The following is a 16,693-nucleotide window of genomic DNA, read 5'->3' on the forward strand; positions in this document are numbered from 1 at the left end:
GAAGGTGCTAGACAAAAGACGTCATGAGCAATAAATGGGGTTAACACCTTCCATTTATATCTAGTGCCTGTGGAATTCACATCAATTCATAGGTATAACAGATACTCATAAATGCATTTTCAATCCCATACATATATTCTGGAGGTGATTGGGATGAGCAAGGAACCTATGGATGAGAATAAAAAGATTGAGCAAAGAAATACCTTTCTACGGGATAATAACGGGAAAGAGATGTCTTCCAACGAAGGGGTTAAAATATCAGATGACAGCAACTCGCTAAAAGCGGGGGATCGCGGACCCACGCTGCTTGAAGATTTTCTGATGCGTGAGAAATTGTCTCACTTTGACCGGGAACGCATTCCGGAGAGAGTTGTGCATGCTCGCGGATATGGAGCTTACGGTGAATTTGAGTTATATGAATCACTTGAAGAGTTAACGATGGCTCATTTTCTTCAGAATCCAGGAGTGAAAACACCGCTGTTTGTGCGTTTTTCCGAAGTTGCTGGTTCCAAAGGGGTTAACGAGACGAATCGGGATGTACGTGGGTTCGCCGTGAAGTTTTATACTGAGGAAGGCAATTTTGACTTGGTTGGCAACAATATACCTGTTTTTTTCATTCAGGACGGAGTTAAGTTCCCGGATTTGATTCATGCGGTAAAGCCGGAACCTAACAATGAAATTCCACAGGGCTCTACTGCACACGACACCTTCTGGGATTTCATTGCGAATAACCAGGAGTCGGCTGCTATGGTCATGTGGATTATGTCGGATCGCACGATACCGCGAAGTTTTCGAATGATGCAGGGATTTGGAGTACATACCTTCCGACTGGTGAACAATGAAGGCAAATCCAGATTCGTGAAATTTCATTGGAGGCCCGTACTTGGCATGCATTCTTTTGTGTGGGATGAAGCTCAAAAGCTGGGAGGTGCGGATCCGGACTTTCATCGCAGGGATCTGTGGGAGAACATCAATGCGGGCAATTTTGCCGAGTTTGAACTCGGAATACAAGTTTTGGAGGAAGCGGATGAATTCAAGTTTGATTTTGATATTTTGGATGCAACGAAATTATGGCCTGAAGAAGACATTCCGGTGCGAATCATTGGCAAAATGACGATTAACCGCAATGTCGAAAATGTATTTGCTGAAACGGAACAAGTTGCTTTCCATCCAGGGAACATCGTACGTGGTATTGATTTTAGCAATGATCCGTTGCTTCAAGGGCGACTGTTTTCTTACACGGATACTCAATTGGCGAGGGTTGGCACGAATTATCAGGAACTGCCGATCAATCGTCCGATATGCCCTGTACATAACAACCAGAGAGACGGCGCTTCCCGGTATACGATTGATCGGGGAAGAGTTGCCTATCATGAAAATTCTCTTGCCAACAATTCTCCCTATACTGTGCCTGGTACCAAGGGTGGCTTTGTAACCTACCCTTCCACAGTGCAAGGTCTCAAGGAACGGAAAACCGCACCGAGCTTCCTGGATCACTTCTCACAGGCACGTTTATTCTGGAACAGCATGAACGGCTTAGAGAGAAGCCATATCATTCAGGCACTCACGTTTGAACTTGGGAAGGTAAAGGATGTTTCCATCCGTCAGGAGGTTGTGAATATGTTGGGTCATGTCAGCACAGAGCTGGCGACCATTCTGGCCGTTGAACTCGGAGTCAATGTACCTAACGTTCCTGAATCTCCAGTGACGAAGTCATCTCCTGCGCTCAGCATGGCGAATACTGTGTTTTCTCCCAAGACATTGCGTGTCGGAGTGATTATCGGTGAAGGATTCGATGGCCCGAGCACACAATACATTTTGGAAGAGCTTAAGGGAGCAGGACTTCAACCGGTTATTGTACATGAAAGACAGGGTGTGGTGCGTGGAACAGGGAATGTAGAGCTCAAGGTGGACGACAGCTTTTTAACCGGTTCATCCTTGGTATATGATGGTCTGTTCATTGTTGGAGGACAGCAGGAAAATGATTATGTTCAAAAATACACCCGATCCTATGCCATTGAAACGTACAATCATTTCAAACCGATCGGTGCTACACCGACGGGGGCAGCGGTGATCCAGCCTGTCGGCATTATAGGCAAACCTGGCGTCATTGTGGAACAGCAGCCTGCGGCGTTTGCAGAGCAATTCATTCAAGCGATGACCCAGCAGCGCTTTTGGGATCGGACATAGCCACGTGGGATAAACTGGACATGGGAAGTTCATGCGTCTAAACTAGATAGACCAGACACACTAAGAAGGGATGCGCCGATCCAAACCATGTTGCAGAAATTCGGATTTACACAATATGAAAGTCAGGTATACGAGGCTATATTTGCCCAGGATGAACCGCTTGATGCCACATCGATTGTAAATTACTCCAACGTTCCCAAAGCCAAAATCTATGAAGTGCTCAATCGCCTGATCGACAAGGGAACGGTGCTGACAACGATGGATGGGAAGAAGAAACTATATATGGCTGTGGATCTTCAGTCCATCATTCATAAGATCAAGGCTGATTTTGAGAAAGATATTGAGGAATTGAAGAGTTACAAAATCAAACGTACATTTACAGATGAGCATATCTGGACCTTAAAAGATGAGTCGTCCATCGCATCGAATATCGAACAGCTTATCGAGGAAGCAGATTCATCAATTCTTTTTCTGGCCTGGAATGAGCGTATGGAGAAATATCGTGAACTGCTGGAGCAGAAGGAAAAGCAGGGCGTGTACGTTGAAGTGCTTGCCGTTGGGGGAATGGAGACATCCTTAAACCGGATATACTCGTTGATTCCATTGCTTGATGCGCCAGAACCTTCACAGCTGCTTATTGTGGATCATGCGTATTTGCTGTTTGCCGGTGTGGAGCATGATTCATGGCGAGCGATCAAGACGATGTCCAAACCGATTGTTAAAGCGATGACTGATTATTTCTACCATGATGTTGCCCTTACTCAGATTACCAAAAAATACGGTGACCAACTGTTACAGGATGCTGAAATCGAGAAACTGCTCACCAGGTTGATCTATTAAAACTATTCTCTCGGAGGATAGTTTTTTTGTTATATCTTTGTTTGAAAACAATCATGAAAATAACTATTGAAACTTTCATTCTTATGGGTTACTATCGTAGTTGTAACTTTTTGAGGAGGATTCAAAATGAATAAGAAAGTATATGTGCTTGCTATCGCAGCATTTGTGGTCGGAACCGTTGAACTGATTTTGGGCGGAATTCTGGACCTGATTGCTACGGATCTTCATCTTTCCCTGGCGAAAGCCGGGTATTTAATCTCTATTTTCTCACTTGTCTATGCGTTGTCTGCGCCGATTTTATTAAATATGACGGCCAGATTCGAGCGTAAAAAAGTATATATGTGTACGCTGTTTGTATTTCTGATCAGTAATCTGATCTCTGCATTTAGTTCCAGCTTTTATATGCTGATGGCGGGCAGAGCACTCGGAGCCGCCACGGGTTCACTTATTTTTGTGCTCTCCCTGACCCTTGCAGCTCGCATTGTGGAACCACAGTATAAAGGACGCGCCGTGGGGATCATTACGATGGGAGGTAGTGCATCACTTATCCTGGGTGTACCTCTTGGAATCTTTGTAGGTAACTTGGCAGGCTGGCGTGAGGTGTTTATGTTGATCGCTATTCTCACAGCAGTGGTTATGGTGGCCATCTGGATTGCGATGGATCGTGTGCAGCCTATTCCTGCTGTATCCTTGAAGAAACAGCTTACGGCTCTGTGGAATCCAAAAATGTTGGCAATCCATGCTACGACTTTGCTTGTGCTTGCGGGTCATTTGACTTTATATGCGTATTTCACGCCATTCTTGCAAGAAACGCTGGGTGCCAGTGCGACGATGGTCACCTTTATCTATATGATGTTTGGAATCGCCGCTGTTGCAGGGGGAGGAATCGGGGGCATGTTATCCGATCGTCTGCATCCTGCTAAAGCCATTATCATTGTGCTGATTCCCTTTATCGTGAGTATGGCTGTCATTCCGTTCAGTGTGGGATTGCCTTTGATCGCCTTCTTGTTATTGTTAAGCATCTGGAGTGCACTGAGTTGGACCGTTACACCTGTACAGAATAGTCTCATTATCAAAACGTCGCCGGAAACAGCCGAAACGCTAATTAGCACAAACTCAGGTATTGCACATGCAGGTATTGCACTGGGTACCTATATCGGCGGCATGGTGATCGATCATTCATCGATTCTGAACACCGGATGGGTTGGTTCTGTTCTGATTCTGCTTGGTTTGGTGACTGCCATATATGCCATTAGCGTTAAGGAAAAAACCGTTCAGGCGGTTGCTTAGAATAAAGAAATTAGACAAAAAGCTTGAACCTCTGCATTCCCATAGTCTAATGGGTGTAGAGGTTTTTTTGCTGTTTCGCTAGAGCACGCGTCAGTAGAATAAACCATTTTCATATCGAGCAAAACTTGCTTTATTCATACTAATCTATATAATTAAAAGAGTTTTTAAAAGTATTATTTAATGTTGAATTACATGATGTGTAATGAGGGAGCGGTGATCATGACTACGAAGACGGAAAAACAAAAAATGCTGGATGGCGAGCTGTACATGGCTTCGGATCTTCAATTGTCTGAGGACAGAGAGTATGCAAGGAAAATGACGCGAATGTTCAATCAAACGACGGAAACGGACGGTGAGCTTCGCACCAAGTTATTGAAGGAACTGTTGGGATCTACAGGTGAACACCTGGGCATGGAACCTAATATTCATGTGGATTATGGATATAACATTCATGTAGGCAATCATTTTTATAGCAATTTTAACTGTACGATATTAGATGTGTGTGAAGTTCGTATTGGAGACCATTGCTTAATGGGACCAGATGTACATATCTATACGGCTACTCATCCACTCCATCCGCATGAGCGCAATACGGGTGCAGAATATGGCAAGCCAGTCACGATTGGCAATAATGTATGGATTGGTGGTAGAGCTGTTATTAATCCGGGGGTTACCATTGGAGACAACGTGGTCATTGCTTCCGGGTCTGTGGTAACAAAGGATGTTCCGGATAATATGATTGTGGGCGGTAATCCTGCTAGAATTATTAGAGAGATTGAGCTTTAATTTATTTTAGATAGAAGATGGGAAGTGCTTACGAAATGATGACTGAAAAAGAAAAATCTCAATTGGGGCTCTTATATAATGCCAATTATGATCAAGAGTTAATTGAAGAGCGTTTACATGCCAAAGGACTTTGTTACGATTATAACCAGCTCCATCCAGCCAAGATCAATGAAAGAGAAGCGTTGATCAAGAAACTGCTGGGGAAAACGACGGATCGTTTCCTGATTGAACAGCCATTTGTATGTGATTACGGCTATAATATTGAAATTGGTGAGAACTTCTACAGCAATCATAATATTGTCATGCTGGATGGAGGAAAAATCAGTTTTGGAGATAACGTTTTTGTTGCGCCCAATTGTGGATTTTATACTGCAGGCCACCCTTATGATGTTGAGCAGCGCAATGAAGGTCTGGAGATCGTTGGACCCATCACGGTGGGCAATAATGTATGGATCGGTGGCGGTGTGACAGTTCTTGCCGGTGTGACGATCGGAGATAATACGATCATCGGCGCAGGGAGCGTAGTGACCAAGAGTATACCGTCTGGTGTGATCGCTGCGGGTAATCCTTGCAGGGTCCTTCGCAAGATAACGGAAGAAGACAAAACAAAGTACAGCAGGGATGTAGTGAGGAACATCTAGTGAAGAATAAATAGTGAACAACGTGATAGTCGCTAATGGAGAATGCCCGATGTGTATCATCGGGTGTTTCTTTTTGAAAATAAAAATAAAATCCCCCAGACAGAAAACATGCCAAGGTATCGTATAACCGACACTTTTTTATGTGATATGTCTGGGGGATAGAAGAATGTATCTGTTACATTTGCTTAAAGAACCTTAACGTTGCAAACTTTTCCCGTTACCGCTGATCACTTCTTTGTACCAATGGAAGGATTTCTTGCGATAACGTTCGAGTGTTCCTGATCCATCGTCATGACGATCCACATAGATATAGCCATAACGTTTTTTCAACTGGGCAGAAGACGCACTTACAACATCAATGCAACCCCATGATGTATAACCCATAATTTCAACGCCATCTTCAATAGCTTCACCAACCTGAACCAGATGATCATTCAGATACTGGATGCGGTAGTCATCTTCAACTGTTTTCTCGCCGTCCGCACCCGTGATCAATTCATCAACAGCACCAAGACCATTTTCTACAATAAACAGTGGTTTTTGATAACGGTCATAGAACATGTTAAGCACATAACGCAATCCTTGCGGGTCAATCTGCCATCCCCATTCACTTGCTGGCAGATAAGGGTTAGGTACACCCCCAAGCAGGTTACCTTCACCTGCGATTTGTTTCTCCGGGTCTGCTGTCTGACAGATACTCATGTAATAACTGAAAGAGATAAAGTCTACTGTATTCAGTAACATTTCTTCGTCGCTAGCTTCCATCTGAATCTCGATTCCATTTTCACGGAAGTAACGTTTCATATAACCAGGGTAGCGACCTCTTACGTGTACATCGCCGAAGAAATAGTTGCTATGTTCGAATTCCATGACTTTAATCATATCGTCTGGATTTGGTGTCAGCGGGTAGGTCGGCATACTGAGCATCATACAACCAATCTGTGCCGTAGGAATGATCTCATGACAGAGCTTCACAGCGGAAGCACTGGCTACAAACTCATGATGGATCGCTTGATACAGATCTTGCTTGCTAAGCTTCTCCTTAGGCGTGTAGATACCACCGCTCATGAAGGGTGCTTCAAGAATCGAATTGATTTCGTTAAAGGTAAGCCAGTATTTCACTTTATTCTTATAACGTTTAAATACGGCAGTTACATAACGCTCATAGAATCCAACCATTTTTCGGTTAACCCAGCCGTCGTATTCTTTGGACAAGTGAAGAGGTGTCTCATAGTGGGATAGCGTAACGAGTGGTTCGATCCCGTATTTGTGACACTCGTCAAACAGATCATCGTAGAATTGAAGACCTTCTTCATTTGGTTCCAGCTCGTCCCCTTTTGGGAAAATCCGGGACCAGGCGATGGAAGTACGGAATACCTTGAAGCCCATCTCGGCAAACAGTTTCACATCTTCCTTGTAGCGATGATACAGATCGATACCGATCAGTTTCATGTTATCTTCAGTGGGTTCTTCCGTGATTGGACCCATGATGCCTTTGGGAGCTACATCCTGAGTAGATAATCCTTTGCCGCCTTGATTGTATGCACCTTCAGCCTGGTTGGCTGCAATTGCGCCACCCCACAGGAAATTTTCCGGGAATTGATAAGTATGATTACTCATGTGTATCGCTCCATTCATCAAATTGATATTAAGATGATTCATGTATGACATAAAAAAAGCTTAAACGTTGTAACGGGTTACACGTCAAGTTTTACTTTTGACCCAGATTTGATGCATACTATTATTCTATAGTTCGTTAGCAAGAAGGGAGTCTCCGATGTCCAAGTTTGATGAAATTATGAAGCGGTCCGGTTACTCAAAAGCGACGGTGTCACGCGTGATTAATCATTCTCCGCATGTTAGTGATGAAGCAAGACAGATCATAACGGATATTATGAAACAGTTGAATTATATTCCCAACCGGAATGCGATATCGTTATCTACAGGGCAAACAAAGCAGATTGGAATTGTGACCTCTACCACAGGTGAGATCATTCTTACATTCATGAATCAATTCATTGATACAGCCATGGATTTTGGGTTTCAGACGATTATCTATACATCCCGTGGAGATCCGGAGATTGAATTGCAGGCTTTCGAAGATCTGCGCAGTAAACGAGTCGATGGGCTAGTTATTATTGCTTGTGTTAATGATCCTCGGAAATTAAAGGCGTATTTGGAATACGGTCCGATTGTCTCCTGGCAGCGAATGGGGAATGACGAGATTCCGTCTGTTGCTATGGATCAGGCAGAAGGGTATAAGTTAGCTCTGGAGCATCTGGTTTCGAGAGGATACACCCGAATTGCAAATGCATTTGGCAGGGCTGAAAGTTTGAATACCCAGAGCCGCCGTGAAGCCTATGAATCTTTCATGAAGAGCAGAGGGTTGCATGTGTGGACTGAAGCGTATCAATATTCAGTATTTAGCTCGTCCGATGGCGAAGAAGCGATGCGAAGAATGGCTGAGGGGCCAGAACTTCCACAGGCCGTATTATGTTCCAATGATTATGCGGCCATCGGCATTCTGAGTGAAGCACGCAGACGGAATATTCAGGTACCGGAACAACTCGCCATTGTGGGGTTTGATGATATCGAGCTTTCCCGTGTTCTTGGAATCACGACCATACACAATCCGATTGCAGAGCAAGCCACCCAGGCTTTCCATCAATTGTGGGCCGTATTGGGTAAAACAGAGTTGAAGACAGAACAGCTAACATACCAGCTGATTGAGCGTGAGACGACTTGAATCCGTAAGACTTGATGTGGGAATCTGGTTTTATGGATTCAATAATTATTCAAATTTGAAACATCTTTGAATCGGAGTCATACGTTATACTGAATATGAGCTTCAGAACGACATATTTGTACAGAGATGTGGCGTGAGGTTTTTGTATCATGTTACAAGTTACATATTTCACAAACGATTAGTGGGAAAGGTGAGAATGGACTTTATGAAAACAGTGACAGGCCGATTCAGAATTGCGGGCATATGGGAGGGCATATCCTTACTTCTGTTGATTTTTATTGCTATGCCTCTGAAATATTTTGCAGATATCTCTTCCGCTGTAGCCGTAATGGGCATGATTCATGGTATTTTATTTCCTTTGTACCTTATTGCCCTTGTGCATTTGGCTCTGGTCAAAAAGTGGAAGATAACACGCTGGCTGATGGGTGGACTCGCCGGTCTACTGCCGTTTGGAACTTTTGTATTCGAATCTTATCTTCGGAAGAGAGATTGGAAATAAAAATCAATAAGAATAAATGAAAGCAGGCGACTAATTCAGATGTTATCCGAATTGTCGCCTGTTACTTTCTGTACAAGTTCTACTTTACTGTACCTTGCTGACGATCGGACAATAAGCTGACTCCAATATCGCCTGAGGCATTCGACACAGGTGTATACGCCGAGAAGGAAGTAACAACAACCAGGGTAGTGAACAGAAATAAGAATGATTTTTTCATACCATAACCTCTTTCATATGGGGATATATTCCATTTGATTCTAACGCACATAGGCTATACTTGAAAAGAAAAAGTTTAAATGAGCAAGCTATTGAATGATCGAAAGGGTTGAGCTTCTATGAAAGATATTCATGAGTTAACATCCATAGAAATGGTTGAAGAAGTTATTCAACAACATGAATTGGTTTTTTTGTATGTATCTCGTCCAGAGTGCAGTGTATGTCACGCTTTACTCCCCAAGATCAGGGCGTTGCTTGAACCTTATCCATCAATATACCTCGGTCACATTAATGCTAACGACGTGGAAGAAGTTGCTTCCAAGTTTCTTATTTTTACCGTTCCAACAATGATCATGCTTGTGGAGCAGAAGGAATATATTCGAGCGGATCGTTTTGTTCGCTTGGAACGTCTGGAAGAGCAGCTGCAACAGATTCACTCCATGTATATCCAGGATGAGGAATAGAAAGCTAAAGCTTCATGAACGGCGGCTCATACATGAGCCGTTTTTTTGCGCCCGCAGTGGCATATAGCTATGAATAAAGTACATGATGCCTGAACTCGCAAATTAAAGTGTTGCCATGAAAACGGTTTTATGATAATTTAAACATTATAAAAACGTTTTTATAGTAAAGGAACAAAACTTATGGCAAAGATAACGATTAAAGATGTAGCAAGGGAAGCGGGCGTATCCATATCTACGGTCTCCAACGCCTTAAATGGTGTGGATGTCTTGAACCCGGAGACAAAATCACATGTTCTTAAGGTGGCAGAGCGTTTAAATTATGTGCCCAATCTGAATGGCAAGCTGTTGAAGTCCGGTCAAACCAAAATGCTTGGTTTTTTCACTACAAGTGTATCGGGTCCGTATTTTTATAAGCTGGTTGAATCAATGTCTCGCGAATGTGATCGTCTTGGGTATGGTTTGAATGTATTTGTGACCAAGGATAAACACGTTATTATGAGTAATATTTTGGGTCGGCGGGTGGATGGTGTCATTATCTACGAAGAGCTTCGGATTGATGAGCAAGATATTATCGCCATGGAGAAAGACAAGATCAAGGCGGTTTTTCTGGATCGGGTCTATCAGAGTGATACGATGGGAAGTGTCATTTTTGACTCGTATGTGGCTGCTTATGAAGCAACCAAGTATTTAATTGGGCTGGGGCACAAGAAAATTGCTTATATTTCGGGTGTGGACACGATGTTTGACAGTGTGCAGCGTAGAGACGGCTATTTGGCTGCCTTGCATGAATACCAGCTTCCAATCGATGAAGATTACATTATACAAGGGTATTTTGAGGAGGAGAGCACGTATAGTGCGATAAAATCTTTTCTTCATTTGCACCCCGGCAAGCGGCCTGATGCATTTCTTGCAGGGAATGACTTGAGTGCAATTGGCTGTATGCATGCGTTGAAGTCTGAGGGCTTTGAAGTGCCTCAAGATGTTAGTGTCGTGGGTTTTGACGATATTGATATCGCACAGTATTTTTCTCCACCGCTTACAACGGTAAGAAATCAAATTGCAAGACAGGGTATTCTGGCAATCAATCAACTGGTGGGTATGATCAAGGAGAAAGAACAAGGGGCTGCACAGAAATTGACGGGTGAGCTGGTGGTGAGAGGTTCAAGCCATGTGAAGATCGACCGGAAAGACTACCGCACATAAGTTGACTCAGCTTCTTCTCCGGTCTTTTTTTACATAAATAAAAACAAAGGGGTTTTTTATGTCCAAAAATAAAAACGTTTTTATAAACATGTATGCATGATGGAGGGGAGTAAAAAAACGTGGATAAATTAGCCGTAGAGACTTCAACCGGTAAAAATGCGATCAGTCCCAATGGGAAGAAACCCATCGGGCAACGGATTAAAGAATTCATAGTCGATTATCGGAGACAATGGGAGATTCAATCGATGATTATCCCAGGCATTATCTTTATGATTATTTTCTGTTACATCCCGATTTACGGTTTGACAATTGCCTTCAAAAATTACACGGTCATTGATACGCTTGCTACCGCTCCTTGGGTAGGGCTCGATAATTTCAGAATCATTTTATCAGATAAATACTTCTGGGATGCAGTAGTGAATACGCTGGGGATCAGTTTTTTGAAATTAGGTATCGGGTTTGTCATTCCGATCATTCTCGCAATCATGATCTACGAGTTAAACAGCGGACGATTCAAGAAGTTTGTGCAAACGGTTTCATATTTACCTCACTTTTTGTCCTGGATCGTACTTGGGGGAATGCTGATCACCTGGTTTTCGACAACGGGCTTATTTAATCAGTTGTTACTTAGCCTGGGAGTGATCTCGCAACCGCAGAACATCTTGCTGGATGCAGGAAAGTATTGGTGGATTGCTACGTTATCGGATATTTGGAAAGAAGCAGGTTGGGGAACGATTCTGTATCTGGCGATCATGGCAAAGATTGATCCTACGTATTATGAAGCGGCCAAAATTGATGGTGCAAGCCGTCTTAGACAGATCTGGAATATCACATTGCCTAATATGAGATCCATTATCAGCCTAAATCTGATTTTAACTGTAAGCGGTTTATTAGGGTCCAATCTGGATCAGACACTGGTCCTCATGAACTCCCAGAACCGCGACAAAGCAGAAGTCATTAATTCGTACGTCTATCGTATGGGGATGTCTCAGGGCGACTTTTCATATGCAACGGCCGTTGGCTTGGGTGTCTCCATCATCTCTGTCATTCTACTCGTCACGGCAAACAAAATCACAAGCAAATTAAACGATAATCAATCTGTGTTGTAGAAGGAGGCATCCCGCGTGAATGGAAAGGTGGCAAAAGAAGATCTCGATAGTCGGATCTTTGATACCTTAAATATGATTTTGTTAATCATCTGTACGATCGTTATTCTGGTCCCGCTCTGGAATGTCATCATCTCTTCCTTTAGCTCAGGCAAAGCGTTGGCGGAAGGTGGGTTCATCTTCTGGTCACCGGAATTCTCGCTGGAGAATTACAGAGCTGTATTCAATGATCAGGGCATCTGGCAGGCCTTCTTCATATCGGTGTCCAAAACAACGATTGGCGTTGTTACACATGTGTTCTTCTGTGCCATGGTTGGTTACGGTCTGAGCAAAAAGTACATAAGAGGCCGTAAATTATACGTTGCCATGGGTGTTATTACCATGTTCTTCTCGGGCGGCATGATCCCGACATACCTGTTAATCAAATCACTTGGATTGTTAAACAGCTTCTGGGTGTACATTATTCCGGCGTTGTTCAGCTTCTATGATGTCGTAATTCTGATGAATTTCTTCCGGAATGTCCCGGATTCGCTGGAAGAATCGGCCAAGATTGACGGTGCAGGCGATTGGCATATTTTCCTGAAAATCTTCATTCCACTCTCCATGCCTGCCATGGCTACAATTGCGCTATTTAATGGGGTGGGGCAATGGAACGACTTCATGACAACCAAGTTATACATTACCGATCAGTCACTGTATCCACTTCAGATGATGTTGTATGAGATTATCGTTCAGTCCCAGACACAATCCATGCAAAATGTCGGGGGTTCGGCTGTGATAGAAACAACGACCAAAGGCGTGCAGCTAGCCACCATTGTCATTACGACACTCCCTATCGTGCTGATCTATCCCATCGTTCAGAGATACTTTATCTCGGGAATGATGCTCGGAGCAGTCAAGGAATAGGAGCAACCAATACCCCATTTTGAGGAGGAACAAAAATATGTTGAAGTTGAACAAGGCAGCAGGCAAAAAAGGGATTAAATTGCTCGCAACACTGCTCACAGCCGTACTTATGATTACAGGTTGCAGTGGTGGATCGGGGGGCTCTAGTGAAGGGAACTGGGTATCCATTGAAGATCGTTATACGGTTGACCCGGAAAAGCCAGCTTGGCAGTTGGATAAAAAGGAAGAGGCTACCGACCTGACATGGTACGTCAATGCGGACTGGTGGAACACTGATTTTGGCAAGGACATTGTTACCAAGAAAATCAAAGAGGATCTGAACATCAATATTAAATTTATCACAGGTGATGATACCAAGTTAAACACCTTTTTCGCCGGTGGAGATATGCCTGACTTGCTGACCGTATTTGACTCCAATTCTCCTGTGGTACAAAAAGCTGCAACCTGGGCGATGCCGCTGAACGATCTGGCGGAAAAATATGATCCTTACTTCAATAAGGTAGCGGCTGCCGATACGTTGAACTGGTTCCAGTTGGCAGACGGTAAAACGTATGGTTACCCGAACTATTCCAATACACAAGAGGATTATGATAGCGGTAACATTCCTGCCAAAACGGCATTTATCATTCGTAAAGATGTGTACGAAGCATTGGGCAGCCCTGTTATTGGAACGCCAGAAGAATTCCAGAGTGTGATGAAACGAATTAAGCAAGAGTTCCCTGCGCTGATTCCGTTTGGATTCAACTCCATTGGTGAAGGAACAGGTTCACTCGGGGATACGTTGCAAGATTTCATCGGTGTTCCGTTGGAGACCGAATCAGGAGAATTCTATGATCGTAATCTGGATGAAGATTACCTCACGTGGTTGAAAACATTGAACACCGTGTATAGAGACGGCAATATCAGTGATGACAGTTTTGCCGATGATGGAACCGCTTTTGAAGAAAAAGTGAAGTCCGGTAAATATGCAACCATGCTGCTTGACGGTACACCTCAACAAGGAGGAAACTTGCAAATCTACATGAGTGCGAATCCAGGCAAAGAATATGTTGCTATCGATGGACCACAGAGCACCAAAGGAAATGCACCAACATTGAATCAATCCGGAATTACCGGGTGGATGATCAATTTCATTTCCAAAGACTGTAAAGATCCGGCCAAGGCCATTCAGATATTCACATACTTGCTGAGTGAAGAAGGACAGACGCTTATGAATTACGGGATCGAGGGGGAAACCTACCAAACCAAAGCCGACGGTAGTGTAGAACTGCTGCCAGCAGTGAAAGACCTGCAACTCAATAATGCGGATCAATTCAAAAAAGATTATCGGATGGGTGAATTTATGTTCTTCGGTCATGACCGCCACAAAGCACTCAGTGCAGATGCTTTTCCAGAAGCGATTAAACAGATGCAGGAGTGGGGCAAAGGCAAGCTGAAACCACACTTTATTCTGGAGAATATTAGCCCGGATCAAGGTACACCTGAAGCTCGTGCGTTGTCAGCAATCAATACGAAGTGGAATACAACATTGGTCAGTATGGTACGTTCCAAAGATGATGCCTCGTATGACAATGCACTGGCTTCTTACAAGTCATTTTTAGGTGAGAACCGTTGGGAAGAGATTGTGAAGGTACGCAGTGAAAAGATGAAATTGAACAAAGAGAAACTAGGTATTCAATAATTGAAATACAAAGGAGAATCCTATGACGACATTCAAAATGTACAAATCTACGGGCGAAGAAGATTTATTCGTATCTCTATCCCAAGAGCAATTGAAACCACGGGATGCTGATAAGGAGACAACGACCATCCATCTGGATGATCAGTTAACGTATCAGGAGATGGACGGATTTGGTGCTTCTTTTACCGATTCTTCCGCCTATCTGATTAATCAAATCTTGAATGATGAACAACGGGATGAGGTCATGACCCGACTATTCCATCCGGAGAAAGGGATCGGGCTGTCAGTCATCCGTAATCCGATGGGCGCTTCGGACTATGCGAGAACGGTATACAGTTATAATGATATGCCAGAACAGCAGACAGACCCGGACTTAACCCAATTCAGCATTGCACATGATGAAGGGGACGTTATTCCTTTAACGCAAAAGGCGTTGGCATTGAATCCTGAACTGAAGCTGTTTGCTTCACCATGGAGTGCACCGGGATGGATGAAAACGAGCGGCTCAATGATTACCGGACAATTAAAGGCTGAATGGTATCCCGTTTATGCTGAATATTTCGTGAAATACATTCAAGCGTATGGCAAGCATGGATTACCGATCCATGCCATCACACCACAGAATGAGGCGCTCTATGAACCGGGACATTATCCTGGTATGTTGATGCCAGCCGAAGCTCAAGCAGATTTTATCAAAAACCATCTCAAACCAGCCTTTGTGCAAAACGATATTCAAACCAAGATTCTCTGTTACGATCACAACTGGGATCAACCGGACTATCCTCTGACCGTACTTGAACAAGCGGGAGAGGAAGTGGATGGCGTAGCCTGGCATTGGTACGGGGGCGATGCTTCTGCTCAAACGAAGGTTTATGAAGCTTTTGCAGGTAAAGAAGTGCATTTCACTGAAGGTTCGGGTGGAGAGTGGATCCCGCCATTTGAGCAAGCCTTCTCAAATGTGATGCGAACGGGAATTCAGATTCTTCGCAATTACAGCAAGTCCTTTGTACTTTGGAATATGGCACTTGATGAGAACAACGGGCCAACCGTTCCGGGATTTGGCCGCAGTACGTGTCGTGGGATCGTCCAGGTGAATCAGCAAACAAAGGAACTTACGTATACACTTGATTATTATGCCCTGGCACATTTCAGTGCTGTGATCCGCCCGAAGGCTGTTCGGATCGAATCAACATCCAGTGATGATGGAATTTGTTCTGTGGCTTGTAAAAATGCCGATGGTTCCGTAGCGTTAGTCCTCTTCAATGATGGGGAGGAGACGGGCAACATACAGGTTAAGCTGTGCGACGATGTATTAATGAAGTTCCAGCTGGAAAGCAAGAGTGTCTTGTCCGTATTAATCACAGATTTTTAAATGGATGGAGTTATAACCAGGTTTCATCAGAAAAGAAACCAAAAGAAGCGATATCCGGAGTGTACACGGATATCGCTTCTTTTGGTGAAACTCATCTGATTCAGGGTTATCTTATACGGGTTGAATGGCGAGATGGGGTGTCCCGCTACTTTCATCAACGAACAGTATATATTGATTGCCAGCAGTCCCTGTTAAGACCAGACCGGGTTGACCTGCAACACCAGGATTGTAATATCTGAGTTGTTGCAAAACGGGTAGGGAGAGTGGAAGAGTAGGTTGATTAAGTGCCATTAATTGTGTAGCGGCCTTAACGCTATCTCCAGCTTCAATCACTCCGCCTACACCCAAATGGTTGACAATCGAGGAGCTGGCGTTGATTTGAAGGCTTCCTGTTATGGTCTGACTGCCATTGACGTTTAGATCGACACCAACGGTTTGATTACCATTAACTTGCAGATCTTGGTTAATGGTCTGATTACCGGTGACAAGGATGCTATCAAATGTTGGCAAAGATATCATCTCCTATATAGTATTCTTATATTCTATGAGGACAAGATCTGGAATGATCCGGGTGGCTACACATTATATACTTGGGATAAAGCCCCTTTTGCAGATAAAGAGTTAGCGAAACACTATTTCGTGCATATTGTAGGCAGAGAATGTTTTCGCATGGAACAGGAGGGTTTGTTATCCAAAAGAAGTCAAGAACGCAGGTTAAGTCCGCGAAAAAGAAACGTTCAGTTCATGATGCGA

The 16,693-nt window shown here is 43.7% G+C and carries 16 protein-coding genes; 13 read left to right on the plus strand and 3 right to left on the minus strand.

Going from position 1 to position 16,693, the window contains the following annotated elements:
* The first annotated feature begins 168 nt into the window (after positions 1-168).
* The 5 genes from MHI55_RS14525 (at position 169) to MHI55_RS14545 (ending at position 5,747) form a co-directional block, all read left to right on the plus strand.
* Complete coding sequence (locus tag MHI55_RS14525) at positions 169-2,190, plus strand: catalase (RefSeq protein ID WP_340390605.1); 2,022 nt, start codon at positions 169-171, stop codon at positions 2,188-2,190.
* A gap of 87 nt (positions 2,191-2,277) precedes the next feature.
* Positions 2,278-3,030: a helix-turn-helix domain-containing protein gene (locus tag MHI55_RS14530; RefSeq protein WP_036670754.1), complete on the plus strand. Its 753-nt coding sequence runs from the start codon at positions 2,278-2,280 to the stop codon at positions 3,028-3,030.
* A 126-nt stretch (positions 3,031-3,156) separates the two neighbouring features.
* The gene (locus MHI55_RS14535; protein WP_076211793.1) at positions 3,157-4,320 is read left to right on the plus strand and encodes an MFS transporter; all 1,164 of its coding nucleotides are present in this window, start codon (positions 3,157-3,159) and stop codon (positions 4,318-4,320) included.
* Positions 4,321-4,539: 219 nt separating this feature from the next.
* Positions 4,540-5,106, plus strand: a complete 567-nt coding sequence (locus MHI55_RS14540) for a sugar O-acetyltransferase (RefSeq protein WP_339199382.1) — start codon at positions 4,540-4,542, stop codon at positions 5,104-5,106.
* A gap of 38 nt (positions 5,107-5,144) precedes the next feature.
* Entirely contained in the window at positions 5,145-5,747 is a 603-nt protein-coding gene (locus MHI55_RS14545; RefSeq protein ID WP_143781004.1) for a sugar O-acetyltransferase, read from the plus strand.
* Between the two features lie 195 nt (positions 5,748-5,942).
* Here the strand turns inward: MHI55_RS14545 and MHI55_RS14550 are convergent, their stop codons facing one another.
* Positions 5,943-7,367 (minus strand): glycoside hydrolase family 1 protein, encoded by a 1,425-nt coding sequence (locus tag MHI55_RS14550; protein ID WP_340390433.1) that lies wholly within the window; start codon positions 7,365-7,367, stop codon positions 5,943-5,945.
* 157 nt (positions 7,368-7,524) lie between these two features.
* On the opposite strand from MHI55_RS14550, the gene MHI55_RS14555 reads away from it, so the two are divergent.
* Positions 7,525-8,493: a LacI family DNA-binding transcriptional regulator gene (locus MHI55_RS14555; RefSeq protein WP_076317997.1), complete on the plus strand. Its 969-nt coding sequence runs from the start codon at positions 7,525-7,527 to the stop codon at positions 8,491-8,493.
* A gap of 196 nt (positions 8,494-8,689) precedes the next feature.
* Positions 8,690-8,992, plus strand: a complete 303-nt coding sequence (locus MHI55_RS14560; protein ID WP_340390434.1) for a DUF3817 domain-containing protein — start codon at positions 8,690-8,692, stop codon at positions 8,990-8,992.
* A gap of 79 nt (positions 8,993-9,071) precedes the next feature.
* Here MHI55_RS14560 and MHI55_RS14565 read toward each other — a convergent pair whose 3' ends face one another.
* Positions 9,072-9,209: a hypothetical protein gene (locus MHI55_RS14565; protein WP_179086465.1), complete on the minus strand. Its 138-nt coding sequence runs from the start codon at positions 9,207-9,209 to the stop codon at positions 9,072-9,074.
* Between the two features lie 118 nt (positions 9,210-9,327).
* On the opposite strand from MHI55_RS14565, the gene MHI55_RS14570 reads away from it, so the two are divergent.
* The 6 genes from MHI55_RS14570 (at position 9,328) to MHI55_RS14595 (ending at position 15,940) form a co-directional block, all read left to right on the plus strand.
* Complete coding sequence (locus MHI55_RS14570; protein WP_036670761.1) at positions 9,328-9,672, plus strand: thioredoxin family protein; 345 nt, start codon at positions 9,328-9,330, stop codon at positions 9,670-9,672.
* Positions 9,673-9,852: 180 nt separating this feature from the next.
* Entirely contained in the window at positions 9,853-10,875 is a 1,023-nt protein-coding gene (locus MHI55_RS14575) for a LacI family DNA-binding transcriptional regulator (protein ID WP_076317996.1), read from the plus strand.
* A gap of 119 nt (positions 10,876-10,994) precedes the next feature.
* Positions 10,995-11,984, plus strand: coding sequence for an ABC transporter permease subunit (locus tag MHI55_RS14580; protein ID WP_206099103.1), 990 nt, complete (start codon positions 10,995-10,997; stop codon positions 11,982-11,984).
* 15 nt (positions 11,985-11,999) lie between these two features.
* Positions 12,000-12,887: a carbohydrate ABC transporter permease gene (locus MHI55_RS14585; RefSeq protein WP_017688674.1), complete on the plus strand. Its 888-nt coding sequence runs from the start codon at positions 12,000-12,002 to the stop codon at positions 12,885-12,887.
* Positions 12,888-12,924: 37 nt separating this feature from the next.
* Positions 12,925-14,568 carry a sugar ABC transporter substrate-binding protein gene (locus MHI55_RS14590; protein ID WP_340390435.1) on the plus strand — a complete coding sequence of 548 codons (1,644 nt, stop codon included), beginning with the start codon at positions 12,925-12,927 and terminating at the stop codon, positions 14,566-14,568.
* A 22-nt stretch (positions 14,569-14,590) separates the two neighbouring features.
* Positions 14,591-15,940: a glycoside hydrolase family 30 beta sandwich domain-containing protein gene (locus MHI55_RS14595; protein WP_340390436.1), complete on the plus strand. Its 1,350-nt coding sequence runs from the start codon at positions 14,591-14,593 to the stop codon at positions 15,938-15,940.
* Between the two features lie 111 nt (positions 15,941-16,051).
* Here the strand turns inward: MHI55_RS14595 and MHI55_RS14600 are convergent, their stop codons facing one another.
* Positions 16,052-16,459, minus strand: coding sequence for a hypothetical protein (locus MHI55_RS14600; protein WP_235200735.1), 408 nt, complete (start codon positions 16,457-16,459; stop codon positions 16,052-16,054).
* Positions 16,460-16,693: the final 234 nt, after the last annotated feature.

Origin of the sequence: Paenibacillus sp. FSL E2-0151 (assembly GCF_037993015.1) — a bacterium.
Classification (GTDB): Bacteria; Bacillota; Bacilli; order Paenibacillales; family Paenibacillaceae; genus Paenibacillus; species Paenibacillus amylolyticus.